Consider the following 23,563-nt stretch of genomic DNA (forward strand, 5'->3'; position numbering starts at 1 on the left):
GCGGCGATGCCGGGCCTCGCAGTCGGAAGACCGGAGGGTCAGCTGCCCGGCTCCACCACGCGGACGTCCTCGGCGGCCTTGTCGGCGCGCCAGCCGCGCCAGACCGGCTGGCGGAGGGTGCCGGAGGCGGTGCGCTCGCGGTAGCGGACCTCGCCGACCAGGACGGGCGACACCCAGTGCACGCCGCGCGACTCGAGCGGAGGGACGGAGACGGCGGGCTCCTCGGTGGCGTGCTCGGCCAGGCGGTCGACCAGTCCGCGGCGCTCGCGGTCGCTGAAGCCGGTGCCCACACGGCCCGAGTACGCGAGCCCGTCCTCGCCGGGGATCGCGGTCAGCAGCGCCCCGACCGACCCCTGGAGGCCGCCCTCGCCCTCGCGCCAGCCCACGATCACGACCTCCTGCAGCCGGTGGTGGGTGAGCTTGATCCAGTCGCGCGAGCGGCTGCCCTCCTGGTAGCGCGAGTCGCGGCGCTTGGCGACCACGCCCTCGAGGCCGAGGGTGCGGCTGGTGGCCATCGCCTCCTCCAGGTCGCCGTCGAACACGGACGGGACGTGCACGCGCTCGTTCTCGGCGACGAGCTCGACCAGTGCCGAGCGACGGGTGTCGTAATCGCACCCGGTCAGGTCCTCTCCTGCGCGCTCGAGCAGGTCGAAGACCATCAGGTGCACCGGAGTGGACCGGGCGGCCGCCTCGATCTCGCGCGGCTTCGTCAGCCCGCCGCGGGTCTGCAGGGCGCCGAAGTCGGGGCGCCCGCGAGCGTCGAGGGCGACGATCTCGCCGTCGAGCACGGCGTCGGCGGCGGCCTCGGCGAGCGGGGCGAGCAGGTCGGGGAACGCCGCGGTCAGGTCGTTGCCGTTGCGGCTCGTGAGGGTCGCGGTGCCGCCCTGCACCCGCACGAGAGCGCGGTAGCCGTCCCACTTCATCTCGATCGCGGCCCCGGGGTCCACGTCGCCGCGGCGTCCGGCCGTGGCGAGCATGGGGCGGTGGCGGCGCGGAGCGGAGTCCTCGGCCGGGCGGTCGGCGGAGGGTGCGGGGCGGGGAGCGGGCGACGCGGCGGACGCGGCCGCCCGGCCCCGTCGCTGCGTCCCGTGCCCGTGAGCGGGACCCGGCGCCATCAGGTGCAGGAGCCAGTTCTTCTCGGCGCCCTCCCTCGAGCCCGTGTGCAGCAGGGCGTAGCGACGGGGCTCGCCGCCGAGCCCGCCGTCGGGGCGGCCGGTCAGCACCGCGATCACCTCCTTCCCCTCGCGCCACTTCTCGAGCGCGTAGGTGCCCTCGTCCCAGATGCGCACCTCGCCGCCGCCGTACTCGCCGGCCGGGATCGTGCCCTCGAAGGTCGCGTACTCGAGGGGGTGGTCCTCGGTCTGCACCGCGAGCCGGTTCGGGTCGCCCTCCAGCGGCGGGCCCTTCGGCACCGCCCAGCTGACCAGGACGCCGTCGTGCTCGAGCCGGAAGTCGTAGTGCAGGCGCCGCGCGTGGTGCTCCTGGATGACGAAGGAGTCGCCCGAGGAGGAGCCCGCGGACCCCGCCTCGGGCACCGGCTCCGGCGTCCTCGACGCGTCGCGCATGCTGCGGTAGGTCGCCAGGCGGTCGGAGGAGGCGTCCGTCGCGGCGAAGCCCGCCATCCGCTCCGGGGTCGGCTCGAGCCCGGCACCCCGGGCGGCGAGCAGCGGGCGGAGGAGGTCGCCGTCGCTCCGCAGCCGCTCCACCACCTCGTCGGGCGACAGGTGGCGCAGGTTGTCGGCACCCAGCTCCTCCCACGTGCGGGGCGCGGCGGCGGCCGGCCGGAGGCGCCCCCGGAGGGAGTAGGGGGCGATGGTGGTCTTCGCCGCGCTGTTCTGGCTCCAGTCGACGAGGACCTTGCCCTCGCGCAGGGTCTTCTTCATGTCCGAGACGACGAGGTCGCGGTGGTCCGACTCGAGCACGCGCGCCAGCTCGTGCGCGACCGCCGAGATCTGGTCGCTGGAGGCGGAGGCGTCCAGTGGGCAGTAGAGGTGGATCCCCTTGCTCCCACTGGTCACCGGCAGCGGAGCCAGCCCCATCCCCTCCAGGAGGTCGCGGGCGAGGAACGCGACCTCGGCGCACTCGGCGAGTCCGGCACCCTCGCCCGGGTCGAGGTCGAGCACGAGGCGGTCGGGCGGACGGCGCTCGCCGTCGGAGCCCACCCGCCACTGCGGGACGTGCAGCTCGAGCGCCGCCTGCTGCGCCAGCCAGGTGAGCCCGGCGACGTCGTCGACCAGCGGGTACTCGACGTCGCGCGACGAGTGCGCGAGCCGGGTCCGGCTCAGCCAGTAGGGGGCGGAGGAGGGGAGGTTCTTCTCGAAGAAGACCTCGCCCGGATGCTCGGCGGTGCCCACTCCGTCGACCCAGCGCTTCCGGGTGACCGGGCGGCGCGCGAGATGGGGAAGCATCGCGGAGGCGACGGAGGCGTAGTAGGAGAGCACGTCGGCCTTGGTGAAGCCCGTCTCCGGGTAGACGACCTTGTCGAGGTTCGTCAGCCGCAGCCTCCGCCCGCCGACCGAGACGATCTGCTGCGAGGCGGCCATCCCCCCATGGTGGAGGCAGGTGCGCGCCGAGGGAACCCCGGACCGTCGCGGGAACCCGCAGCGAGCCGCCTCCACGACTCGGGGTTCCCTCGGCGGCGGGGAGTAGCGTCGACGCACCACGTCCGAAGGAGCCCTCCGTGCCCGACACGATCGCCGACATCCCCCTCACCACGATCGACGGCACCACGTCGACCCTCGCCGACTACCCGCCCGTGCGGCTGATCGTCAACGTCGCCTCCCGCTGCGGCCTCGCCCCGCAGTACGAGAAGCTCGAGGCCCTGCAGAAGAGCTACGGGGAGCGCGGATTCACGGTCCTCGGCTTCCCGAGCAACCAGTTCCTCCAGGAGCTGAGCGACGAGGACAAGATCAAGGCGTACTGCTCGACGACCTGGGGGGTCACCTTCCCGATGTTCGAGAAGGTCCGCGTCAACGGCCGCTCGGCGCATCCGCTCTACGCGGAGCTCACCAAGGCGGAGGACGAGAACGGCAAGGCCGGCCGGGTGAAGTGGAACTTCGAGAAGTTCCTGATCACGGCCGACGGCACGGTCCACCGGTTCCGCCCGACGGTCGAGCCCGACGACCCGCGGATCGTCGACCTGATCGAGGCGTCGCTCCCCAACTGATCCCGCTCAAGGGCGGGCGCGGGGCGGAGCACGCCACCCGTCGCGGATCAGCGGTCGCGGAGCCCCAGGGCCGAGCGGGCGTCCGCGGGCTCGACGCCCTCGGGGCAGACGATGTCCGAGACGTCGAACGGCGTTGCGCGCGAGAACGGGATCATCTCGATCCCGTCGACGTGGCGCAGCAGCACGAGGCCGCCCTCACCCTCGCGCAGGCTCCGGCGCACCTGGCGCAGGAAGATGCCGGCCATGTCGAGTTCGACGACGAAGGAGCGGCCGCTCACGTCGATCCGGCAGCCGATGACCGGCTGGGAGCCGACGGAGACGGAGTCCGGCACGCGGCGCGGCTCGATCGGCTGCTCCTTGCGGAGCGTCCGCACCGGGGTGAGGGTGGGCAGGCCGGTCGCTCGCGCGGTGTCCGTCATGGTCGTCTCCGTCCGTCGACGTCCGCCGATGGTTCCGGGGACGTCTTCTCGACGGTACTTCGCGTCCCCCGCAGAGGGGACGGGGTTGACGGCCGTGCGATCAGGGGGCAGCGGGGCCCAGGAGCGGCGGAGCTCAGGAGCCCTGGCGCTGCTCCTCGGGCTCCGGCAGGACCGAGAGCTCGCCGTGCATGCTGGCGACGCTGAGCATCTGCTCGATCCACGCGCGGTTGAGCTTGGGCTGGTGCGCCTCGGTGAAGCGGAAGTGCAGCGGCACCGACGGGTGCAGCCAGACGGAGCTCCGGCCGTGTCCGGTGGAGGCGTCCTCCATCCACGAGAGCGAGAAGGCTTCGTTGCGGCGCAGCTTCGAGAGGACGGCGACCTTCAGGTGCGCGAGGACGCGCTCCTCGAATTCGATCTCGAGGTTCTGCGGTCCGTAGATGAGCGTGGCCACGGGCCCCCTTCGTTCATCGGGCCGGCCCTGGCGGACGGCTCCTCGGGGGACGGTATCCGCTCGGACCCCGGTGCGGGGAATCGGGCGGGAGACACGCCGGACCCCCATTGACAGTCCCGCGGACGGGACGTAGCACTGCCGGGCGTGCTGGGCGCCACGTTAGCCGACGCATGTAGCGAGAGTCGATGCTCCGTCGCGGATCTCCCGTCGGCCGGGGCCGGCCCGGGAGCGAGCGCGGGCACCTCCGGGTGCCGGCCGCGCCGCTCAGGATCCCGTCACGGCCCGGCCGGCGCGTCCCACCCCTCCTGCGGAGTCGCGCAGGTGCCGCGGAAGACGTACTGCGACGGAAGCTTCCGCTGGTGCGAGGACCAGTCGATCGCCGGCCGCCGCTGCTCCGGAGGCAGGTAGCCGAGCCGGTACACCGCCATCAGCTCCAGCTCGTCGGGCACGGCGAGCAGCGACTCGATCCGCGCCCACGCTCCCGGCACCTCCATCGGGAACGACACGAACTGGATCCCCATCCCCAGCTCGACCGTGCTCAGCCAGACGTTCTCCATCGCGGCGCCCATGCTGAACACCGAGTAGAAGGAGGAGAGCTCGCCCGGCCGGTACTCGGAGCGGTCGAGCATCACCCCGAGCAGCAGCGGCGATCCCGCGACGAGCCGGCGGTTCTCCTCGCCGAGCGTCTGCGGGACGCGGAGGGAGTTCATCAGGAACTGCCCGCGCTTCGTGAAGACCTGCTTCGTGAAGGGGCGGAGCGGAGCCGGCAGCTTGTCGAACAGCATCCCGTCGCGCCGCTGCTCCATCTCCTCGCTGCTGAAGCGGAAGTAGGGCTTGTAGCGCTCGAAGAACGTGCCGTTCGACATCGCGGTGGTCATGCTCTCGCCGCTGATCGCGGCGATCCGGTCGATCGTCTCGCGCTCCTCGACGAGCACGAACCGCCACGGCTGGCTGTTGAGCTGCGAGGGCGCCCGGCCGGCCACCTCCATCAGGAGCCGCTGGTGCTCCTCGGAGACGGGGTCGGGCAGGAACGCGCCGTTGGTGGTCTTCCGGCGCCGGACGACATCGAGGAACTCCATGCCTCGATCCTGCCCCGATCGATCGCGCAGAGGGGGGAGCGGCGGCGGCCCGGGGCGCGCGCGGTAGCATCGAGGGTCCTGTGCAGGCTCGAGGGAAGCGGTGGAACGGTGAAGACGAGGGTCATCTTCTACCTTCTCGGAGGTGTGTTCGTGCTCGGCGCGGGCATCAACTCGGTCGTGGGCAGCGGCTTCTCGGTGCCGAACCTGCTGACGATGCTCTGCGGCGCGCTGATCCTCGCGATCGCCGGCTGGCAGGCGCTGCGCTCGTACCGCTCCGACCCCGACCGCGACGTCGAGCCCCCGCGCTAGAAGCCGGGGCGCGTCAGCGCAGGGCTGACCCGGCTCTGAGACGCTGGAGCACTCCTCGGCGCCGCGCCGGCCGCCGCGTCCGCCCGAGAGCGGCGAGCACGAACGGAGCCGCCGCCAGCGCGATCGCCGGGTGCTGACGTCCGTGCGTCCCCGCGAAGGGGATCACCGCCAGCGGGACGGCGGCGGGAGCCAGCGCGGACGCGGCGCGGGTGTCCGACCGTCGCAGCGTCGCCCAGGCCAGAGCGGTGAGCGTCGACGTGCAGATGTAGAGCGCGTGATGGATCCAGTGCCAGCGGCCCGTGCGGAGAGCGCCGGTGGCGACGGCGGTGCCGAGGGCGCAGTTGGCGGAGTAGCTGACAGCGGCGGCGCGCAGCCAGAGCGGACCGGAAGCGCTCACCCTCCGCCGCGTCCTCACACCTCGCCCCGCGCGAGCAGCAGCCGGTAGGGCGCCGCGCGCTCGACCCGCCACCCCTCGGGCGCCACAGCCCGCAGCTCGGCGGCGGTGAAGCTGCGCCGCACCGACAGCGACCCGTCGTAGTGGAGGAACGAGCCGGCCGCGATCGGTCGTGTGGCCAGCAGGTAGGCCGTGTAGGCCAGCCGCGAGCGCTCGATGTCGTTGTGGAGGGCGCGCGGGGCCAGGCGCTCACTGTCGGCGAGCAGGTCGGCGAGCGACTCCGGCGACAGGTGGTGCAGCACGTGGTTGGAGGTCACCAGGTCGAAGTGCTCGCCCTCGGCGACCAGGTCGGCGCTGCTCGCGCGGCGGAACTCGACTCCGGGCGGCGCGGGCGTGGACGTGGCGAACGCGGAGGCGCGCTCGTCCGGATCGACGGCGGTGATCGCCAGGCGGAGGCCGTCCTCGTGGGCCCAGCCGGCGAGGGACCGGGCGACGTCGCCGCCTCCCGATCCGATGTCGAGCAGGCGGAACGGCTCGTCGGGCCGCAGCAGCGGACGCAGGCGCGAGCGGTAGAGGCCGCGCCACCCCGAGACCAGCCGGTTCACGGTGCCGAAGCGGGCGTAGGTGGCATCGAGCAGGGTCCGGTCGCAGTCCGGGTCGTCCATCAGCTCCTGCTCGGAGACCTCGCGGTGGCGCAGATCCGGCGCGAGAGGGGCGCGCGGAGTCACTCCCCGCCCCGCTTGGTGAGCAGCGCGAGCTCGACGGTGAGTCCGGGCCCGAACGCCATCGCGCCGATCCGCTCGCCGTCGGCCGCCTCGCCGTGCAGCAGGCGCCGCAGGATGAAGAGGACGGTCGCGCTCGACATGTTGCCGTTGGTTCGCAGCACCTCGCGCGACGGGGCCAGCTGCTCGTCGCTGAGGGCGAGCGAGGCCTGCACCTTGTCGAGGATGCTGCGGCCGCCGGGGTGGATCGCCCAGCGCTGCACGTCGCTCCGCTCGACCTCGGCGCCGGCCAGCAGCGGGGCGACGGCCGCCTCGATGTTCGCTCCGATGATCGAGGGCACGTAGGTGCTCAGCCGCATCGAGAAGCCGTGGTCGCCGATCGTCCACGCCATCTCGGTCTCGCCCTCGTCGGTGAGCGTCGTGGCGAGCGCGTCGAGCTCGAGCACCGGGGTGCCGGGCGCGGCCTCGCGGGCGGTGACGACGGCCGCCGCACCGCCGTCGGCGAAGACGGAGGTCGCGACGATCTGCTCCGGGTCGTTGGAGCTCGTGAGGTGGATGGTGCACAGCTCGACCGCGACGACGAGGACGACCGCCTCCGGGTCGGCCTCGCAGAACTGGCGGGCGGCGCGCAGACCGGGGAAGGCGCCGTAGCAGCCCATGAAGCCGAGGTGGAAGCGCTGCGTCGAGGGCGCGAGGCCGAGGCGGCGGATCAGCTGGTAGTCGGGCCCCGGGGCGTAGAAGCCGGTGCAGGAGACCGTCACCACGTGGGTGACGTCCTCGGGGGTCATCGACGCGGACGCGAGGGCGCGGCGGGCCGCCTCCGTGAAGAGCTCGGGAGCGCGCTCGGTGTAGACGGCGTTGCGCGCGGCGGTCCCCGGGTCGAGCACCAGGCCGCTCCCCGCGTCGTAGAAGACGCTCGCACCCTCCCGCTCGACCCGGTCGAGCTCGTCGACCACCGTGCTGCGGGTGTCGATCCCGGACGCGTCGAAGGCCGCGCCGATCAGGCGGGACCCCAGACGGGTCATCGCGGGCTGGGACGCGAAGAGGTCGCGCACCTCGGACTGGCGCAGGACCGTGGTCGGCACCGCCGTCTCGATGCTGCGGATGTGGACGCTCACCCGCAGGAACCTATCGCGGAATCCTGCGGGTGAGCGGTGCCCTGGAGCGTGATCAGAGGATCGGCTTCCCGCCGGTGACGGCGATCGTCGACCCGCTGATGTAGCTCGCCTCGTCGGAGGCGAGGAGGACGTAGGCGGGGGCCACCTCGGCCGGCTGCCCGGGGCGGCCCAGCGGGACCTGCTCGCCGAACTCGGCGACGGCCTCCTCCGGCATGGTCGAGGGGATCAGCGGCGTCCAGATCGGGCCGGGCGCGACCGAGTTGGCGCGGATGCCCTTCTCGCCGAGCGCCTGCGCGAACGAGGCGGTGAGGCTGAGGATCGCCGACTTCGTGGCGGCGTAGGGGAGCAGCTGGTACGACGGCTGGTCGGACTGCACCGAGCTCGTCGCGATGATCGACGCGCCCTCCTTCAGGTGGGGCAGCGCCGACTTCACGAGATGGAAGTAGGCGCTGATGTTCGTCGCGATCGTGCGGTCCCACTCCTCGTCCGGGATGTCGGTGACGCTCTCGCGGCTCATCTGGAAGGCGGCGTTGCTGACGAGCACCTCGAGGTGGCCGAAGCGCTCGACGGTCTCGGTGACGACGGCGCGGCAGTGCGCCGGGTCCTGCAGGTCGCCGGGGAGGAGCAGCGCCTCGCGGCCGGCCTCCCGGACCCACGTCGCGGTGTCCTCGGCGTCGTCGTGCTCGTCGAGGTACGAGATCGCCACGTCGGCGCCCTCGCGCGCGAACGCGATCGCGACGGCCTTGCCGATGCCGCTGTCGCCGCCCGTGATGAGGGCGACCTTGCCGCTGAGGCGGCCGGTGCCGCGGTAGCTGGTCTCGCCGTGGTCGGCCTTCGGCGTCAGCTCGGCCTCGGTGCCGGGCGGTGTCTGCTCGGGGGATTCCGGAGTCATGACTCTCCCTCTCGTGTCGTCGGTCGGTGCCTCCATGCAAGCGGGTGGGAGGGAGGGGGCGCAGGGGGTTGACGACCGGACCGCTCCGTCGTGTCGTCAAGCCCGCGACACCGAGGGCTCCCTGGGTCTTGACTGAGCGTGTCGCCCTTCTTCGGGGCGCTCGGCCAGGAGGTTCGACATGAGCACGACAGACAGGGATCCGGCTGACGGCGGACTGCCGCGACGGGCAGAGGGCTCGGCGGCGGGCGGCACGGCGCGCATCGACTCCGCGGGGGACACGGGAGCGGCTGCGGCGACGGACCGCTCCGCGACTCCTGACCGCTCCGCCTCCTCGGACCGCTCCGCTTCGACGGACCGCTCCGCCTCGACGGACCGCTCTGACTCCGCGCACTCGGTCCCCGAGCACCGCGCGCCCGTCGACCCCGACTCCGCCGAGGCGAAGCAGGCCCGTGCGGCCGCGCGCAAGGACATCCACCAGCGCGAGCGCGACCGCTTCGGCGGCTTCAAGATCGGCTGCGCCTTCTTCGGCTGGCTCGCCGCCACCGGACTCGCCGTCCTCCTGACCGCCCTCGTCACCGCGATCGGGGCCGCCGTCATCGGCACCCAGGACGTCACCGGCGACCTCGCGGCCGACCCCGCCGCGTTCGGCTGGGCGGGCGCGATCGCACTGCTGGTCATCCTCCTCGTCGCCTACTACTGCGGCGGCTACGTGGCAGGCCGCATGGCCCGCTTCAGCGGAGCGAAGCAGGGCGTCGGAGTGTGGGCCTGGGCGGTCGTCGTCGCGATCGTCGTGGGCATCGTCTCGGCGATCACCGGCGGCAGCCAGGCGCTCTCCGCGGTGAGCGGCTTCCCGACGATCCCCCTGGACGCCGGCGACGCCACGGCCGCGGCGGTCGTGACGGCGCTCGCCGCCCTGGTCGTCGCGCTGGTCGGCGCCGTGCTCGGCGGTCTCGCCGGCATGCGCTTCCACCGCCGCGTCGACCGCGAGGGCCTCTCCGGCCTCTCCGTCTGACGCTCCCGTCCCTCCTCTCTCCGCGAGACGCCGCTCCGGTACGCCACGCACGCCGTGCAGCGCACCGGAGGGGCAGCTCCCGGAGGGGAGGTAGGGTCCTTCGCGTGACGGGGGAGCGAGGGACGCGGCTGGCGGGCGAGCTGCGGGAGTGGGACGCGGGCGCGCTCGCGGACCTGCGGGACGAGTACCTGGCGTTCCTCGAGCAGCGCGGCGAGTCGGCGCTCGAGCGCGACGGCGGCCCCGAGCACGTCACGGCGAGCTGCTTCGTGCTCTCGCCGAATCTGGCGCAGGTGCTGCTCTGCTTCCACCGCAAGGGCCGGTTCTGGGTGCAGCTCGGCGGTCATGTCGAGCCCGGCGACGACTCCACGGCCGACGCGGCCCTCCGCGAGGCGCGGGAGGAGAGCGGAGCGGCACGGCTGCAGCCGCTCGGCGTCCTGCCCCTCGACCTCGACCGGCACGCGCTCGGCGACGGCTTCGGCCGCTGCTCCCGCCACTGGGACGTGGGCTACGGTGCGATCGCCGATCCTGACGCTCCGGTGAGCGTCAGCGACGAGAGCGACGACGTGGCCTGGTGGCCGGTCGACGCGCTGCCCGCCGAGGTGCCGCCGGGGTTCGCCGAGCGGCTGGCCGGGGCGCTCGCCGCGGCGCGTCTCCTCCGCGATGCGGGGTCGCTCGGCGGCTGACCGAGGCCCGCCTCCACCCACTCCGCGTCCCGGCAGCGCGCCTGCGACGAGTCCTCCCCGTGACTCCGGCGCCGTGCGGCACGATGGGGCGATGAGCAGCACCGCTGACCCCGTCGTCGTCCTCGCCGGTGCGAGCGGATTCCTCGGGACGGACCTCGCCCGCCGCTTCACGGCCGACGGCTGGACGGTGCGGAGGATCGGCCGCTCCGGGCCGGACGCGCGCTGGGGCGACACCGCCGGCATCACCCGGGTGCTCGACGGTGCGCGCCTCCTGGTGAACCTGGCCGGCAAGAGCGTCGACTGCCGGTACACCGCGGCGAACCGCGGCGAGATCCTCCGCTCGCGCGTGGCGACCACCGGGGAGCTGCACCGGGCGGTCGCGGCGGCCGCGACTCCTCCGCCGGTCTGGATGAACGCGAGCACGGCCACGATCTACCGGCACGAGGAGGAGCGGGCGAACACCGAGGACGAGGGCGTGCTCGGCGAGGGCTTCTCGGTCGACGTGGCGCGGGCGTGGGAGTCGGAGTTCTTCGCCGGGGAGACGCCCGGCGTGCGGCGCGTGGCGCTGCGGATGTCCATCGTGCTCGGAGACGGTCCGGCGACGGCGATCCTGCTGCGGCTGGCGCGGCTCGGCCTCGGCGGTCCGCAGTTCGACGGGCCGTGGCCCTCGACGCGCGCGCGCCGCGAGGCCGGTGTGCACCACGAGCACCGGCGCACCCGCGGCCGTCAGCACTTCAGCTGGATCCACGTGGAGGACGTCCACCGGTCGATCCGCTTCCTCGAGGAGTCGACCCTCGACGGGCCGGTGAACCTCGCGTCGCCGAATCCGAGCGACAACACCGAGCTCTCCCGGCTGCTCCGCGCCGCCGTCGGCCGCCGGATCGGCGTGCCGGCTCCGCGCTTCGTCCTCGAGCCCGCGACGCTCCTGCTCCGCACCGAGTCCGAGCTCCTGCTCAAGTCCCGCTGGGTCGTGCCCGCCCGCCTCGAGGACGCCGGCTTCACCTTCGCGCACCCCCACCTCGCCGAGGCTCTCCGCACCCTGGCCTGACCCGCCCCCCCGCGAGGCGACCGACCTCCGCCGCGAGCCCGTGTCGCGGAGGTCCGAGTCCGAGCGCGGGTCCACTCCACCCCCGGCCACCCTCGAGGCGTCGACCGGAACGCGTGCCGAGCGTGTCGTACGCGCCGATCGCTCCCCGAGACCCGGCCACTCTCCCAGCTGACTGCGCCACGCCGCGCGGGGAGCGGCGTGGCCGACATCACGCTGAGGTCGCGCTACTGCGCGACCTTCGCCGCGATGTCGCTCCGATACAGCCCGCCGTCGAGGTGGATCAGGTCGAGCGCGCGGTACGCCCGCTCCCGCGCCTCGGCGAAGTCGGCGCCGCGCGCGACGACGTTGAGCACGCGGCCGCCGGTGGCGACGAAGCTCCCGTCGACCAGCTGGGTCGCCGCGTGGGCGATGGTGACGCCGGGGACGTCCGCCGCCGCGTCGAGTCCGGTGATGGTCCGTCCGGTGACGGCGTTCTCGGGGTAGCCCTCGCTCGCGAGGACGACGGTGACGGCGACCTCGTCCGTGAACGCGGGCCACGGGACGGAGGCGAGCGCGCCGGTGGCCGCCGCGTGCAGCAGCGCGGAGAGCGGGGAGGCGAGGCGGGGGAGGACGACCTGGGTCTCGGGGTCTCCGAAGCGGGCGTTGAACTCGATCACGCGCAGGCCCGCGTCGGTCACGATGAGGCCGCAGTAGAGGAGTCCGACGAAGGGGGTGCGCTCGCGCTCGAGCTGGCGGATGGTCGGGATGGCGACCGTGTCGATCACCTCGTCGACGAAGGCGCGCTCGCTCTCCCAGCGGTCGGCGAGCCAGGGGAGCGGGGAGTAGGCGCCCATGCCGCCGGTGTTCGGCCCCTCGTCGCCGTCGCTCAGGCGCTTGAAGTCCTGCGCGGGGGAGAGGGGGACGACGTCGTGGCCGTCGGAGAGGAGGAAGAGGGAGACCTCCTGGCCGGCGAGGAACTCCTCGATGAGGACGTCGCCGGACTGCAGCCAGAACTCGGCGTGCGCGATCGCGGCGCTGCGCGACTCCGTCACCAGGACGCCCTTGCCCGCGGCGAGGCCGTCGGCCTTGACGACCGAGGGGAGTCCGTACTCGTCGATGGCGCGGGTGGCGTCGACCAGGGTGGAGACGCGGGTCGCGCGGCCGGTGGGCACGCGGGCCATGTCCATCACGCGCTTCGCGAAGGTCTTCGAGCCCTCGAGTGCGGCGGCGGCCCGGTCGGGGCCGAAGGTGGGGATGCGGCGCTTGCGGAGCGCGTCGGCGACTCCGGCGACCAGGGGCGCCTCGGGGCCGATGACGACGAGCTCGATGCCCTGCTCCACCGCGAAGTCGCTGACCAGCCGGGGGCTGTTCGTGTCGAAGTGGATGACCTCGACGTCGCGCGCGATGCCGGCGTTGCCGGGCGCCGCGATGATCTCGTGGTGCTCCTCCTCCGCGAGGAGAGCCGTGATGATGGCGTGCTCACGGGCACCCGAACCGAGGACGAGGATCTTCACCCTGACAGGATAGGGCGCCCCGCGCCGGGGCTGGTCCCTGTGACGTCCTCCTCCGCAGGGCGGCGCTGCGGACGCCGACACGCCGGGCGGAGCCCCGCGGAGGCCTCCGGGAGCGAGCGGCGGCGGCAGGATGGGTGGATGGCCAAGGGCAGGATCGACGAGGCGAGCGGGCAGTCCGCGGTGCGGGCGGCGCTCGTTGGAGGAGCGGACCGGAACACGACGGCGACGGCGGTGCGGTTCCTCCTGCAGATCATCGAGACGAACGTCCCCGGGCGCAGCGTCGAGGTGCGCGTTCCGCCGTTCGGCGCGGCCCAGTGCGTCGAGGGCCCGGGCCACACCCGCGGGACTCCGCCGAACGTGATCGAGATGGACGCGGCGACCTGGCTGCCGCTCGCGACCGGCTCGCTGCCGTGGAGCGAGGGTCTCGCGAGCGGGCGGATTCACGCCTCCGGAGTGCGCGCGGACCTCACGCCGTTCCTTCCCATCCTGCGCGTCGGCTGAGCGTCGGCGAGTTAACTTCTCGTAAACGCGGCGGCGAGCCGTCTCCAGAACGTTTGACCTGGGCTCCGCCGTCGGGTTGTCTGGGAATAACCCCCTCACGCGGCACGAATCCTCTCCGGATCCACCGCTCGATGCTTGGAGTCCCCTTCACGATGCGCAGTACTTCCCCGGGCCGACGCGGCCTCACCCGACTCCTCTCCGCGACCGCCGTCGGCGCCGTCGCCGGAGCGGCCCTCCTCGGCGCCACGCCCGCCGCGGCGGCCGAGGGCGATGTCGCCATCGACATCCTCTCGATCAACGACTTCCACGGGCGGCTCGCCGCCGACCGCGCCGTCGCCGGAGCCGCCGTGCTCGCCGGTGCCGTCGACTCCTACCGCGCCGCCAACCCGAACACGCTGTTCGTCTCGGCCGGCGACAACATCGGCGCCTCGACCTTCGTGTCGAAGGTGCAGGGCGACATCCCCACGCTCGACTCGCTGAACGCGATGGGCCTCGACGTCAGCACCCTGGGCAACCACGAGTTCGACCAGGGCCGCGCCGACGTCGACGGCCGCGTCGTGGACGCCTCGGCGTTCCCGTACGTGAACGCGAACCTCTACGACACCGCGACCGGCGAGCGCGCCTACTCCCCGTACGTGATCACCGAGCAGGACGGCGTCTCCGTCGCCTTCATCGGCGCGATCACCGAGGACCTCGGCAAGCTCGTCAGCCCCGCCACGATCTCGACGCTCTCCATCGAGCCGATCGCCGAGAACGTCAACGAGGTCGCCGCGCAGCTCCAGGACGGCGACGCCGCCAACGACGAGGCCGACGTGGTCGTCCTGCTCCTGCACGAGGGAGCCGACGCCGACGCGGCCGAGCTGAACACTCCGGAGGCGGACCCCAAGTTCGGCGCGATCGTCAACGCGGTCGCCCCGAACGTCGACGCGATCGTCTCGGGCCACAGCCACCAGGAGTACGACGCGGGCATCGACGCGGGCCGGGCCTTCCCGACCGTCGTGTCGCAGACCGGCAGCTACGCCGAGAACATCGGCCGCATGTCCCTGACCGTCGACCCGGCGACCAAGCAGCTCACCTCGCTCACCAGCGAGGTCGTGCCGCTGACGAAGGTCGTCGACGACCCGACCTCCGACGACCCGGCCAAGACGATCGTCGTCGGCGCCTTCGAGCCCGACCCCGAGGTCGAGACCATCGTCGCCGACGCCCAGGCCGTCGCCGTCCGCGAGGGCAGCGTGAAGGTCGGCACCATCACCGAGGACATCTCGCGCGCCTACCGCCCGGACGGCACCACGACCAACCGCGGCTCGGAGTCGACCCTCGGCAACCTCGTCTCGGACGCCCAGCTGTGGGCCACCCGTGAGCTCGGCACGCAGATCGCCTTCTCGAACGCGGGCGGCCTGCGCGACGACCTGTCCTACACCGCGACTCCGGACCAGCCCGGCGACGCGGACGGCGTGGTCACCTACGCCGAGGCCTCCGACGCCCAGCCCTTCGCGAACACCCTGGTGACCCTGCAGCTGACCGGCGAGCAGATCTCCGACCTGCTCGAGGAGCAGTGGGTGGGCAGCTCCAGCCACCCGCAGCTGAACCTCTCCACCTCGAAGGACCTCACCTACGTCTTCGACGCGACGGCGCCCGAGGGCTCGCGCATCTCGCAGGTGTTCTTCCAGAACGAGCCGATCGACCCGGCCGCGACCTTCACCGTCGTGACCAGCAGCTTCCTCGCGAGCGGCGGCGACGGCTTCAGCACCTTCACCGAGGGCACCGGCACGGCCGACTCCGGCCGCATCGACCTGGACGCCTTCGTCGGCTACATCCAGGACCTCGGCACCGTCAGCCCCGACCCCGTGCAGCGCACGATCGGCCTGACCGACAACGTCCCGGACTCGGGCGAGTACGCGGTCGGCGACACCATGACCGTCGACCTCTCCTCGCTCCTGTTCAGCACCGGAGCCGCGGCCGACACCACCGTGACCGCGAGCGTCGACGGCACCGTCGTCGGCACCGCGACGATCGATCCGACCCGGGCCGTCACCGACGACTCGACCGGTCGCGCCTCGTTCTCGGTCCCGATCGACGAGAGTCTGGCGGGCGGCGCGCACACCGCGACGTTCGCGCTCGACACCACCGGCACCGAGATCAGCGTCGGCTTCGCCGTCGCGGCCGGTGCCGGAGCGGGCACCCCGACTCCCGGACCGACCACGGAGCCGACGCCCGCGCCGACCACGCCGCCCACCACGGGCCCCGCGCCGACGCCGACCACTGCTCCGGTCGCCGGCTCGCACCACCTCGCCGAGACCGGAGTGGACGCGACCCCCGCGTTCGCCGCCGGGATCGCCGCTCTGCTGCTCGGTCTGGGCATGACGGTCGCGCGCCTGCGCCGCCGCACCGCCGCGAAGTAGCCGCACCGCACACGACGACGGGCCCTCGACTCCGGTCGGGGGCCCGTCGTCGTGTGCGGGGCGAGCCGATGGTCGACCCCCGGGAGCCGCGGCGGGGAGGCGCTCCCCGAGGAGCGGCACCAGCCCCCGGAGACGCGAGAACGCCGCCTCCCGGTCGGGAGACGGCGTCGGAACGCGATGAGGTGCTGTCGCGGAGCGGCGGGGCTCAGTGCTGCGCGGGGACCTGACGGTAGCCGTCGCGGCTGGCGACGAGCACCGTCGACACCGTGCCCCATGCGGCGAGGCCACTGAGGACGACGAGGATTGCGATGCTCATGAGTGTTCTGCCTTTCGTTGCGGCGGCTTCTGATCCATCCGCCGGGATGCTGTGTACAACGTCCAGTGTCCGGCCCTGTGTTCCGTAGGACAATCGAACTGTTCTTGCCCTGACGTGTAGTTTCTCTACATGGACGTGCGACGGCTGGAACTGCTCCGCGAGCTCTCGATGCGCCGCTCGATCACGGCCGTGGCGGAGGCGACGCACCGCACGCCCTCCGCGGTCTCGCAGCAGCTCAAGGTGCTCGAGCGCGAGGCCGGCGTGCCGCTGATCGAGCGCTCCGGCCGCGGCGTGGTGCTCACGGCGGCGGGACGCGAGCTCGCCCGGAGCGCTACCGAGATCGCGATCGCGCTCGAGCGGGCCGACGCCGTCTGGCAGACGTTCAAGAACAACCCGATCGGCGAGGTCACCATCGCGACCTTCCCCACCGCGGGCCAGATGCTCCTCCCGAACGCGCTGGTCGCGCTCCGCAGCGTCGAGGGACTCGTCGTGCAGTGCGAGGACGCGGACCCCGGCACCGACGAGTTCGCCGACCTGACCGCCGACTTCGACATCGTGCTCGCCCACTCGCCCACCGGCAGAAGCGCCTGGGCCGGTCGCGGCCTCGCGATGGCGGAGCTGATGATCGAGCCCCTCGACATCGGCCTGCCGGCCGGGCACCGCCTCGCGGACCGGGCGACGGTGTCGGCGGCGGATCTGGTCGGCGAGACCTGGATCGGCGTCCCGGACGGGTTCCCGTTCGAGCGCGTGATGCAGGACATCGAGACCGCGTCCGGCGAGGCGGTGCGGGTGGAGCAGCGCTTCGCGTCGACCCGCGTGACGGAGGCGTTCGTCGCGGCGGGCCTGGGCATCGCGGTGCTCCCGCGCTACACGGCGGGCGGCGCGGGAGTGGTGGTGAAGCCGCTCCGCGGGGTGAACTCCGTGCGGCACATCGTCGCGCTGATGCGGCCGGACCGGGCGGAGCGGCTCTCGGTCCGCACCGTCGTCCGCGAGCTGCGCGCGCAGGCGGGCCGGCTCGTGCACGCGCTCTGAGCGATCACGGTGCCGTGCCCTCGCCCGCGCGGGGGAGAATGGAGGCATGAGCGATCCCGCCCGCCCCGAGGTCACCCGCGAAGAGGTCGACGTCCGCCGCTCCCCGCGCGTCTGGCGCATCCTGACCCTCGGCGTCGGGCTCGGAGCGATCGCGGCCTTCGTGCTGACCTTCGCGCTGCCCGAGACTCAGGGCTTCTCCCGCGGGCAGGTCTTCGGCTTCAGCCTGCTGCTCTTCGTGACGCTGTTCGGCGCTCTCGCGGGGCTCGTCGTGGTGCTGCTCGACCGGGTCGTCGGCCGGAAGGTCGTCCGGACCACCGCCGAGCGGATCGTCGAGCGCGAGGACGCGGCCGAGGAGCCCGTGGCCGAGGAGGCCCTGCCCGACGCGCGGACGACGTCCGACGAGGACGACGCGCAGACGGGGTCCGACCGGGTCTAGCCGGCGGAGGCGAGCCGCCCTGCGGCCGCTGCACTCCGCCTGCGCTGAAGGTCCCGCCCGCGGCTCGCGCTCGCGGACGGGACCGGGGCGTCAGCGTCCCCGGCGCGACGAGGAGCGGCGGCTGCTGCTCGGGGTGGACGTCGGGCGCTTGGCGGCGGCGCGCTTGGCCTTCTGCGACTTCGAGATCTTCTTGGCCACGAAGGTGAGCAGGAACGGCAGGATTCGGTAGATCACGGGGACTCCTCGGGTGCATGCGCGCGGGGCCGCGCACCCTCCGATCATGGAGCGGCGCACGGATCCGCGGCACCCGTTGCGCCGCGCCCGGCGCTGTGCAGAGCTCAGCTCAGCTGCGTGCGCTCCACCCAGTCGAGGTACTCCGGGGTGACGGTGCCCGTGACGTACTCGCCGGTGAAGCAGCTGGTCTCGAGGTCGGTGACGTCCGAGCCCTCGAGGATCGCCGCCTTCATGTCGGCGACCTCCTGGTAGATCAGCTGGTCGGCGCCGATCGCCTCCGAGATCTCGGGGATGCGGCGGTTGTGGGCCACGAGCTCCTGGCGCGAGGGCATGTTGATCCCGTACACGTGCGGGTAGCGCACGGGAGGCGCGGCGGACGCGAAGGTGACCGTGTTCGCGCCGGCCGCGCGGGCCATGTCGACGATCTCCTTGGAGGTGGTGCCGCGGACGATCGAGTCGTCGACGATCAGGACGTTCTTGCCCTTGAACTCGCTCGACATCGCGTTGAGCTTCTGACGCACCGACTTCTTGCGGACCGCCTGCCCGGGCATGATGAACGTCCGGCCGACGTAGCGGTTCTTGTAGAAGCCCTCGCGGTACTCGATCCCGAGCTTCTGCGCGACCTGCATCGCGGCGGGGCGGGAGGAGTCGGGGATCGGCATGACGACGTCGATCGCTCCGCCCGGGGTGTACTGCGCGATGGTGCCGGCGAGCCGGTCGCCCAGGCGCAGGCGCGCCTCGTAGACCGAGATGCCGGACATCACGGAGTCGGGGCGGGCGAGGTAGACGTACTCGAACGAGCACGGGATGAGTCGCGGATCCTTCGCGCACTGGCGGCTGGCCATCCGGCCGTCGGGGGTGATGAAGACCGCCTCGCCGGGAGCGACGTCGCGGACGATCTCGAAGCCCTGCGCCTCGAGCACGAGCGACTCGGAGGCGACGACCCAGTCGTCCGGCGCCCCGGTGTTGCTGCGGCGGCCGACGATGAGCGGGCGGATCCCGAAGGGGTCGCGGAACGCCAGCAGCCCGACGCCGGCGATCAGCGCGATGGTGGCGTAGGAGCCCTCGACGCGCTCGTGCACGCGGGCGACGGCGTCGAACACCTCGTCGGCGTCGAGGTCGCGGCCCGACATCGAGGCCTGCAGCTCGTTCGCCAGCACGTTGACCAGCAGCTCCGTGTCGGAGGTGGTGTTGAGGTGGCGGCGGTCGATGCGGAAGAGCTCCTCGGTGAGCTCGCGCGTGTTCGTGAGGTTGCCGTTGTGGACGAGGATGATGCCGTACGGCGCGTTCACGTAGAACGGCTGGGCCTCCTCCTCGCGCTCGGCGTTGCCCTTCGTCGCGTAGCGCACGTGGCCGAGGCCCATGGATCCGAGCAGCGAGCGCATGTCGCGGGTGCGGAACGCCTCGCGGACCTGTCCCGCGGCCTTCTTGATGTGCAGGGTGCTGCCGTCGGCGGTCGCGATGCCGGTCGAGTCCTGGCCGCGGTGCTGCAGGAGGGAGAGGCTGTCGTAGATGGACTGGTTGACCGGTCCGGAGGACACGATCCCAACGATTCCGCACATGCCGGAGGGGCTCCCAAGGGGATAGCAGGGGGGTTTGACGGTCCATCCTGGCACGCGGGGGACTCATCCCCTAATGGTTCGCCGTGGGCGGATCCGTGGTCGTGGGGGTACTCAGGGCGGCGTCGACCGGCGGATCGGCCGGGCGGTCGGTCGGGGAGCCGCGCGGCCGCTCAGCTGCTCGGAGCCGTCCAGGCTCCGGCGAGGCTGCGGTCCAGGACGCGGCGCCAGCCCTGCGGAGCCGCGGACTCGCGGCTGGTCGTGCCCGCCATCCAGAGCAGGGCCATTAGGTCGTCGTGGGTGAAGTCGGGGGAGAGGGATCCGTCGCGGTGGGCGGCCTCGACGAGATCCCGGCCGAGCTCGATCGAGCGGTCGCAGGCCTCGATGAGGGCGACTGCGTCGGGGAAGCGGCGCAGCATCGCGTCGTTGAGGGCGGGGTCCTCCAGCTGGAGGTCGATCATCCCGGAGACGAAGCGCTCCAGGCGTCCGCGGGAGGACCGCTCGGCGAGAGCGCGCTCGGTCAGGCCCTTCAGCTTCTCGCCGGCGACGGCCGGGATAACGGCGTCGATGAGCTCCTCACGGGAGCCGACGCGGTTGTAGAGGGTGCCGATGCTCACGCCGGCGTGACGGGCGATGTCCTCGAGGGGGGCGGCGAGGCCACGGGAGCCGAAGACCTCGAGGGCGGCGGCGTGCAGCTTCTCGACGTTCCGCTGCGCGTCCCGGCGCAGGACCTTCTGCTCGTCCATGCGATCCTCCCGATGATCTTGAGGTGCCACTCAAGTTATGGTCCAATGAGTGTTGAGGCTGACCTCAACTTAGCAGCCCCGCTCATCGCGCCCCGGGGCGCACGACGACAGGACCTCCCATGCCCCTTCTCACCGTCATCGGCGCGGGCCCCGGCCTCGGCCTCGAGATCGCCCGCGTCTTCGGCCGGGCCGGCTTCACCGTCGCCCTCGTCTCGCGGAACCAGGAGAAGCTGGACGGCCTGGCCGCCCGCCTCGCCGAGGAGGGCATCGAGGCGACGGGGTTCGCCGCCGACATCGCGCAGCCCGAGACCCTGACCGCCGCGCTGCGGGCGATCCGTGCCGACCTCGGTCCGATCGACGTCCTCGAGTTCTCCCCCGCCGACTCCGCTCTCACCCCGGTCGGCGTCCTGGACGTCACGCCCGAGAACCTGCAGCCGCAGATCGACTTCTACCTCGGCGGCGCGCTCCGCGCCGTCGGCGAGGTGGTTCCGGACATGATCGCCGCCGGCAGCGGGACGATCCTCGTCACCACCGGCGGCGGCTCCGTCTCCCCGCACGCGGCGCTGGCGAACATCAACATCGCCGCCGCGGGCCTGCGGAACTGGGTCCTCAACCTCCATTCCGCGCTCGAGCCCCGGGGCGTCTACGCCGCCCACGTGGCGATCACCGCGCTCATCGACGGCGGCCACCCGGACGCGGCGGCCGAGGTCATCGCCCGGTCCTACCTCGACCTCCACCGCAGCCGCGACCGCGCCGAGCTGCACTACGTGGCCTGGGACGCGTGACCGCGGGCGCGGAGCGGGAGCCGCCGGTGCGGCGGACCCGGATCCGCGCCGCGGCGGGAGAGGGCAGTCGGTAGGGTCGTCGCGTGAGTGATGAGACGAGCAGCTACGCCCGCGCAGGAGTCGACACGGCGGCGGGGGACCTCGCCGTCGAGCTGATGAAGTCGGCGGTGTCGGCGACGCACGACAGCCGGGTCCTCGGCGGGGTCGGCGGCTTCGCGGGCCTGTACGACGTCTCCTTCCTCCGCGACTTCCGCGCCCCCCTCCTCGCGACCTCGACCGACGGCGTCGGCACCAAGGTCGCGCTCGCCCAGGCGATCGACAAGCACGACACCATCGGGCAGGACCTCGTCGGCATGGTCGTCGACGACATCGTCGTGGTCGGCGCCCGCCCCTTCTTCATGACCGACTACATCGCGTGCGGCAAGGTCGTCCCGGCCCGCATCGCCGACATCGTCGCCGGCATCGCGCGCGCCTGTTCCGAGACGGGCACCGCGCTCGTCGGCGGCGAGACGGCCGAGCACCCGGGCCTGCTCGGACCCGACGACTACGATGTGGCGGGCGCGGCGGTCGGCGCGATCGAGGCCGACCAGGTGCGCGGCGCCGACCGCGTGCGCGACGGCGACGTCGTGGTGGCGATGGCCTCCTCCGGACTGCACTCGAACGGCTACTCGCTCGTGCGCCACATCCTCGCCGAGCGCGGCATCGGCTTCACCGACCGCTCCGAGGAACTGGGCGGAGTGGTCGGCGAGGTGCTGCTGGAGCCGACCCGCCTCTACACCCGGCCCCTCCTCGACCTGCTCGACGACGCCGAGCTCGGCCCGGCCGTCCACTCCATCAGCCACGTCACCGGCGGCGGGATCGCGGCGAACCTCGCGCGGGTGCTGCCGCGCGGCTCCTGGGTCGAGGTCGAGCGGGCGAGCTGGAGCCCGTCCGACGTGTTCCGCGCGCTCGCCGGGATGTCCGGCGCGACGCTCGAGAGCACCGAGGGCACCTGGAACCTCGGCATCGGCATGTTCGCCGTGGTCGCGGCGGAGGCGGCCGACGGCGTGATCGCGCGCCTCGAGCGCTCGGGCGTCCCGTCGTGGGTCGCGGGCCGCGTCTCGACGGCCGCGCGCGGTTTCGAGGGCTTCGAGCAGGGCGCGAAGGGCGTCGACGGCGGAGCGGTCCGCCTGGTCGGGTCCTACGCGGGCTGATCCCCGGAGGTGCCGCGGATCAGCGCGGTGCGGCGTGCGCGCGCTCCCAGGAGTGCTCGTGCCGGGTCAGCAGCCACGAGCCCGCAGCGCAGAGCGCGCAGGCGGCCGCGGTGGCGAGCAGGGCGGTCGCCCAGGTCGGGGCGTCGCGGCTGACGAGCAGGTTCGCACAGGCGACCAGCACGCCGAGGCCGGCGCCCGCGCTGGTGCCGAGCACGAACGGGCCGTCGCGGCGGCTCGCGACGCGCACCGCGACCATGCCGGCGACCGCTCCCGCGCCTCCGACGACTCCGATGCCCGCGCCGGAGGCCGCTCCCATGAGCAGGCCGAAGCTCACCAGCCCGGGCGGGCCGTCGGCGGCGAGGACGCCGGGCAGGTAGAGGACCAGGGCGACGGCGGCGCCGACCGCGCCGCCCACCAGGATCGCGCCGACCAGCAGGGCGGCGGTGACGTAGCCGACCCGCGCGACAGGCCGCGCGGATCCTCCGGGTTCGAACATTCGCGGCTCCATCGACGCGGCCCGCGGGGCAGCGGGCGGTCCTCGGACAGTACGCCCGAACGCCCCTCGGCGGAACCGCCGTCGGGGATCGGCGGGACTAGCGCCGGAGGGTCTCGCTCGGGAGCTCGCCGAACCGCGTCGCGTAGTGCTGGGCGAAGCGGCCGCCGCTGATGAACCCCCAGCGTGCGGCGACGTCGCCGACCACCAGCGAGCCGATCGATCCGGCCGAGAGCTCCTCGTGCGCGCGCTCGAGGCGGACGTCGCGCAGGTAGTGCCGCGGGGTCTCGCCGAAGGCGCGCTGGAACGCCAGCTGCACGCCGCGGACCGTGAGCCCGGCCGCGTCGGCGATGTCGGCCACTCCGAGGGGCAGGTCGGCATTGGCCTGCACGAACTCCACGGCCCTGCGGAGGCGCCGCGCGCTGACCGAGGGCGGCACGGCCGGCAGCGGGGCGATGCGGTGCGCGAAGGTCTGCAGGGCGGCGAGCGCGGCGACGCGGGCGACGCCGTCGCGCTGCAGCACGGTGGGCGTGTGCGGGGAGGCGAGGGTGTCGCGCAGGAGCCGGATCGCGGCCCACCAGGCGGTCGTGTCGCGCGCCACGGGGGCGAACCGCAGCGGGCCGGGCTCGGTGCCGTGCAGCTCGGCGGCGATCGCCTCGAGGTGGGCGGCCTCGAAGTGCACGAGCGCGTCGCGGTACTCGAGGGCCTCGAAGCCGAAGGGCCGGCCGCTCGGGAACATGGCCGGGCGTCCGACGACGAGGCGGTGCTCGTCGCGCCCCAGGTCGAGGGAGGCGCGCCCCGCGGTCAGCCAGAGGGCGACGTAGACGTCGCTCGGGGCCACCGTGCCGCGCACCCGGCCGAGGAAGGAGGCGGAGTGGAGGCTCACGGGCCCGGGCCCGGTCGTCGTGTAGCGGAACGCGAACGGCACGACCGAGCGCTCGGCCCGGAAGCCGGAGCCGTTGTACGAGCCGGCGTAGAAGTCGCGCGCCTCGTCGAGGTCGTTCCCGCGACGCTCCGACTGCCACACGGGCAGCCGTGCGGGCGGGGAAGTGCTCATCCGGTCAGTGTCCCAGGGGGCAC

Annotated in this window: 25 protein-coding genes; 11 read left to right on the forward strand and 14 right to left on the reverse strand. The window is 73.2% G+C overall.

Annotated features, from left to right (window positions below; genetic code table 11):
* Positions 1–38: 38 nt before the first annotated feature.
* Entirely contained in the window at positions 39–2,543 is a 2,505-nt protein-coding gene (locus C5C50_RS07475) for an ATP-dependent DNA ligase (RefSeq protein WP_104273196.1), read from the reverse strand.
* 137 nt (positions 2,544–2,680) lie between these two features.
* Here C5C50_RS07475 and C5C50_RS07480 point away from each other — a divergent pair, with 137 nt between their 5' ends.
* Complete coding sequence (locus tag C5C50_RS07480) at positions 2,681–3,166, forward strand: glutathione peroxidase (protein ID WP_258059459.1); 486 nt, start codon at positions 2,681–2,683, stop codon at positions 3,164–3,166.
* A 47-nt stretch (positions 3,167–3,213) separates the two neighbouring features.
* On the opposite strand, the gene C5C50_RS07485 is transcribed toward C5C50_RS07480, so the two are convergent.
* The 3 genes from C5C50_RS07485 to C5C50_RS07495 all read right to left on the reverse strand — a co-directional run bounded on the left by C5C50_RS07485 (position 3,214) and on the right by C5C50_RS07495 (position 5,115).
* Complete coding sequence (locus C5C50_RS07485) at positions 3,214–3,585, reverse strand: hypothetical protein (protein ID WP_104223778.1); 372 nt, start codon at positions 3,583–3,585, stop codon at positions 3,214–3,216.
* A 133-nt stretch (positions 3,586–3,718) separates the two neighbouring features.
* Positions 3,719–4,036: a hypothetical protein gene (locus C5C50_RS07490; protein WP_244229547.1), complete on the reverse strand. Its 318-nt coding sequence runs from the start codon at positions 4,034–4,036 to the stop codon at positions 3,719–3,721.
* 275 nt (positions 4,037–4,311) lie between these two features.
* Positions 4,312–5,115, reverse strand: coding sequence for a nitroreductase family protein (locus tag C5C50_RS07495; RefSeq protein WP_104256039.1), 804 nt, complete (start codon positions 5,113–5,115; stop codon positions 4,312–4,314).
* A 108-nt stretch (positions 5,116–5,223) separates the two neighbouring features.
* On the opposite strand from C5C50_RS07495, the gene C5C50_RS07500 reads away from it, so the two are divergent.
* Positions 5,224–5,424, forward strand: a complete 201-nt coding sequence (locus tag C5C50_RS07500) for a hypothetical protein (RefSeq protein WP_104223776.1) — start codon at positions 5,224–5,226, stop codon at positions 5,422–5,424.
* Between the two features lie 13 nt (positions 5,425–5,437).
* Here the strand turns inward: C5C50_RS07500 and C5C50_RS07505 are convergent, their stop codons facing one another.
* Genes C5C50_RS07505 through C5C50_RS07520 form a run of 4 tightly spaced genes read right to left on the reverse strand, consistent with a single transcriptional unit; the run spans position 5,438 to position 8,550 of the window.
* On the reverse strand, positions 5,438–5,821 hold the full coding sequence (locus C5C50_RS07505; RefSeq protein WP_104273197.1) for a hypothetical protein: 384 nt from the start codon (positions 5,819–5,821) through the stop codon (positions 5,438–5,440).
* 14 nt (positions 5,822–5,835) lie between these two features.
* Entirely contained in the window at positions 5,836–6,546 is a 711-nt protein-coding gene (locus C5C50_RS07510; protein WP_258067701.1) for a class I SAM-dependent methyltransferase, read from the reverse strand.
* A complete protein-coding gene (locus C5C50_RS07515) occupies positions 6,543–7,658 on the reverse strand; it encodes a type III polyketide synthase (protein WP_104273198.1) in 1,116 nt (371 codons plus the stop codon). The genes C5C50_RS07510 and C5C50_RS07515 overlap by 4 nt, the downstream gene beginning before the upstream one ends.
* A 52-nt stretch (positions 7,659–7,710) precedes the next feature.
* Positions 7,711–8,550, reverse strand: a complete 840-nt coding sequence (locus tag C5C50_RS07520; RefSeq protein ID WP_104247379.1) for an SDR family oxidoreductase — start codon at positions 8,548–8,550, stop codon at positions 7,711–7,713.
* Positions 8,551–8,728: 178 nt separating this feature from the next.
* Between C5C50_RS07520 and C5C50_RS07525 the strand changes: the two genes are divergently transcribed.
* The 3 genes from C5C50_RS07525 to C5C50_RS07535 all read left to right on the forward strand — a co-directional run bounded on the left by C5C50_RS07525 (position 8,729) and on the right by C5C50_RS07535 (position 11,293).
* The gene (locus C5C50_RS07525) at positions 8,729–9,562 is read left to right on the forward strand and encodes a hypothetical protein (protein ID WP_258066724.1); all 834 of its coding nucleotides are present in this window, start codon (positions 8,729–8,731) and stop codon (positions 9,560–9,562) included.
* A gap of 104 nt (positions 9,563–9,666) precedes the next feature.
* Complete coding sequence (locus tag C5C50_RS07530; protein ID WP_258066408.1) at positions 9,667–10,245, forward strand: NUDIX hydrolase; 579 nt, start codon at positions 9,667–9,669, stop codon at positions 10,243–10,245.
* Positions 10,246–10,336: 91 nt separating this feature from the next.
* Positions 10,337–11,293: an epimerase gene (locus C5C50_RS07535; RefSeq protein WP_104273199.1), complete on the forward strand. Its 957-nt coding sequence runs from the start codon at positions 10,337–10,339 to the stop codon at positions 11,291–11,293.
* 224 nt (positions 11,294–11,517) lie between these two features.
* Here C5C50_RS07535 and purD read toward each other — a convergent pair whose 3' ends face one another.
* On the reverse strand, positions 11,518–12,786 hold the full coding sequence (gene purD / locus C5C50_RS07540) for a phosphoribosylamine--glycine ligase (RefSeq protein ID WP_104223771.1): 1,269 nt from the start codon (positions 12,784–12,786) through the stop codon (positions 11,518–11,520).
* 138 nt (positions 12,787–12,924) lie between these two features.
* Here purD and C5C50_RS07545 point away from each other — a divergent pair, with 138 nt between their 5' ends.
* The 4 genes from C5C50_RS07545 (at position 12,925) to C5C50_RS07560 (ending at position 17,473) form a co-directional block, all read left to right on the forward strand.
* Complete coding sequence (locus tag C5C50_RS07545) at positions 12,925–13,287, forward strand: sterol carrier family protein (RefSeq protein WP_104273200.1); 363 nt, start codon at positions 12,925–12,927, stop codon at positions 13,285–13,287.
* 131 nt (positions 13,288–13,418) lie between these two features.
* Positions 13,419–15,689 carry a bifunctional UDP-sugar hydrolase/5'-nucleotidase gene (locus C5C50_RS07550; protein WP_104250787.1) on the forward strand — a complete coding sequence of 757 codons (2,271 nt, stop codon included), beginning with the start codon at positions 13,419–13,421 and terminating at the stop codon, positions 15,687–15,689.
* A 445-nt stretch (positions 15,690–16,134) separates the two neighbouring features.
* Complete coding sequence (locus C5C50_RS07555; protein ID WP_104223768.1) at positions 16,135–17,037, forward strand: LysR family transcriptional regulator; 903 nt, start codon at positions 16,135–16,137, stop codon at positions 17,035–17,037.
* 46 nt (positions 17,038–17,083) lie between these two features.
* A complete protein-coding gene (locus tag C5C50_RS07560) occupies positions 17,084–17,473 on the forward strand; it encodes a hypothetical protein (RefSeq protein ID WP_104273201.1) in 390 nt (129 codons plus the stop codon).
* Positions 17,474–17,563: 90 nt separating this feature from the next.
* Here C5C50_RS07560 and C5C50_RS16920 read toward each other — a convergent pair whose 3' ends face one another.
* From C5C50_RS16920 to C5C50_RS07570, 3 genes are all read right to left on the reverse strand, one after another.
* Positions 17,564–17,707, reverse strand: a complete 144-nt coding sequence (locus C5C50_RS16920; RefSeq protein WP_159940146.1) for a hypothetical protein — start codon at positions 17,705–17,707, stop codon at positions 17,564–17,566.
* Between the two features lie 104 nt (positions 17,708–17,811).
* A complete protein-coding gene (gene purF, locus C5C50_RS07565; protein WP_104247384.1) occupies positions 17,812–19,269 on the reverse strand; it encodes an amidophosphoribosyltransferase in 1,458 nt (485 codons plus the stop codon).
* 170 nt (positions 19,270–19,439) lie between these two features.
* Complete coding sequence (locus C5C50_RS07570) at positions 19,440–20,012, reverse strand: TetR/AcrR family transcriptional regulator (RefSeq protein WP_104256046.1); 573 nt, start codon at positions 20,010–20,012, stop codon at positions 19,440–19,442.
* 119 nt (positions 20,013–20,131) lie between these two features.
* Between C5C50_RS07570 and C5C50_RS07575 the strand changes: the two genes are divergently transcribed.
* A complete protein-coding gene (locus tag C5C50_RS07575; RefSeq protein WP_104256047.1) occupies positions 20,132–20,797 on the forward strand; it encodes an SDR family NAD(P)-dependent oxidoreductase in 666 nt (221 codons plus the stop codon).
* 83 nt (positions 20,798–20,880) lie between these two features.
* A complete protein-coding gene (gene purM / locus C5C50_RS07580) occupies positions 20,881–21,990 on the forward strand; it encodes a phosphoribosylformylglycinamidine cyclo-ligase (RefSeq protein WP_104223764.1) in 1,110 nt (369 codons plus the stop codon).
* Between the two features lie 19 nt (positions 21,991–22,009).
* On the opposite strand, the gene C5C50_RS07585 is transcribed toward purM, so the two are convergent.
* On the reverse strand, positions 22,010–22,486 hold the full coding sequence (locus C5C50_RS07585) for a hypothetical protein (protein ID WP_104256048.1): 477 nt from the start codon (positions 22,484–22,486) through the stop codon (positions 22,010–22,012).
* Positions 22,487–22,583: 97 nt separating this feature from the next.
* Positions 22,584–23,540: a helix-turn-helix transcriptional regulator gene (locus C5C50_RS07590; protein WP_146085873.1), complete on the reverse strand. Its 957-nt coding sequence runs from the start codon at positions 23,538–23,540 to the stop codon at positions 22,584–22,586.
* Between the last annotated feature and the right edge of the window lie 23 nt (positions 23,541–23,563).

The organism is Rathayibacter sp. AY1D9 (genome assembly GCF_002932395.1).
Classification (GTDB): domain Bacteria; phylum Actinomycetota; class Actinomycetes; order Actinomycetales; family Microbacteriaceae; genus Rathayibacter.

Excerpts from the sequence above, each read along its gene's own strand:
- C5C50_RS07555 (WP_104223768.1), top strand. The coding sequence starts at position 16,135 with ATGGACGTGCGACGGCTGGAACTGCTCCGCGAGCTCTCGATGCGCCGC.
- C5C50_RS07545 (WP_104273200.1), top strand. The coding sequence starts at position 12,925 with ATGGCCAAGGGCAGGATCGACGAGGCGAGCGGGCAGTCCGCGGTGCGG.
- C5C50_RS07495 (WP_104256039.1), bottom strand. The coding sequence starts at position 5,115 with ATGGAGTTCCTCGATGTCGTCCGGCGCCGGAAGACCACCAACGGCGCG.
- C5C50_RS07575 (WP_104256047.1), top strand. The coding sequence starts at position 20,132 with ATGCCCCTTCTCACCGTCATCGGCGCGGGCCCCGGCCTCGGCCTCGAG.
- C5C50_RS07590 (WP_146085873.1), bottom strand. The coding sequence starts at position 23,540 with ATGAGCACTTCCCCGCCCGCACGGCTGCCCGTGTGGCAGTCGGAGCGT.
- C5C50_RS07525 (WP_258066724.1), top strand. The coding sequence starts at position 8,729 with ATGAGCACGACAGACAGGGATCCGGCTGACGGCGGACTGCCGCGACGG.
- purF (WP_104247384.1), bottom strand. The coding sequence starts at position 19,269 with ATGTGCGGAATCGTTGGGATCGTGTCCTCCGGACCGGTCAACCAGTCC.
- C5C50_RS07550 (WP_104250787.1), top strand. The coding sequence starts at position 13,419 with ATGCTTGGAGTCCCCTTCACGATGCGCAGTACTTCCCCGGGCCGACGC.
- C5C50_RS07585 (WP_104256048.1), bottom strand. The coding sequence starts at position 22,486 with ATGTTCGAACCCGGAGGATCCGCGCGGCCTGTCGCGCGGGTCGGCTAC.
- C5C50_RS07560 (WP_104273201.1), top strand. The coding sequence starts at position 17,084 with ATGAGCGATCCCGCCCGCCCCGAGGTCACCCGCGAAGAGGTCGACGTC.
- C5C50_RS07520 (WP_104247379.1), bottom strand. The coding sequence starts at position 8,550 with ATGACTCCGGAATCCCCCGAGCAGACACCGCCCGGCACCGAGGCCGAG.
- C5C50_RS07570 (WP_104256046.1), bottom strand. The coding sequence starts at position 20,012 with ATGGACGAGCAGAAGGTCCTGCGCCGGGACGCGCAGCGGAACGTCGAG.
- C5C50_RS07485 (WP_104223778.1), bottom strand. The coding sequence starts at position 3,585 with ATGACGGACACCGCGCGAGCGACCGGCCTGCCCACCCTCACCCCGGTG.
- C5C50_RS07475 (WP_104273196.1), bottom strand. The coding sequence starts at position 2,543 with ATGGCCGCCTCGCAGCAGATCGTCTCGGTCGGCGGGCGGAGGCTGCGG.
- C5C50_RS07535 (WP_104273199.1), top strand. The coding sequence starts at position 10,337 with ATGAGCAGCACCGCTGACCCCGTCGTCGTCCTCGCCGGTGCGAGCGGA.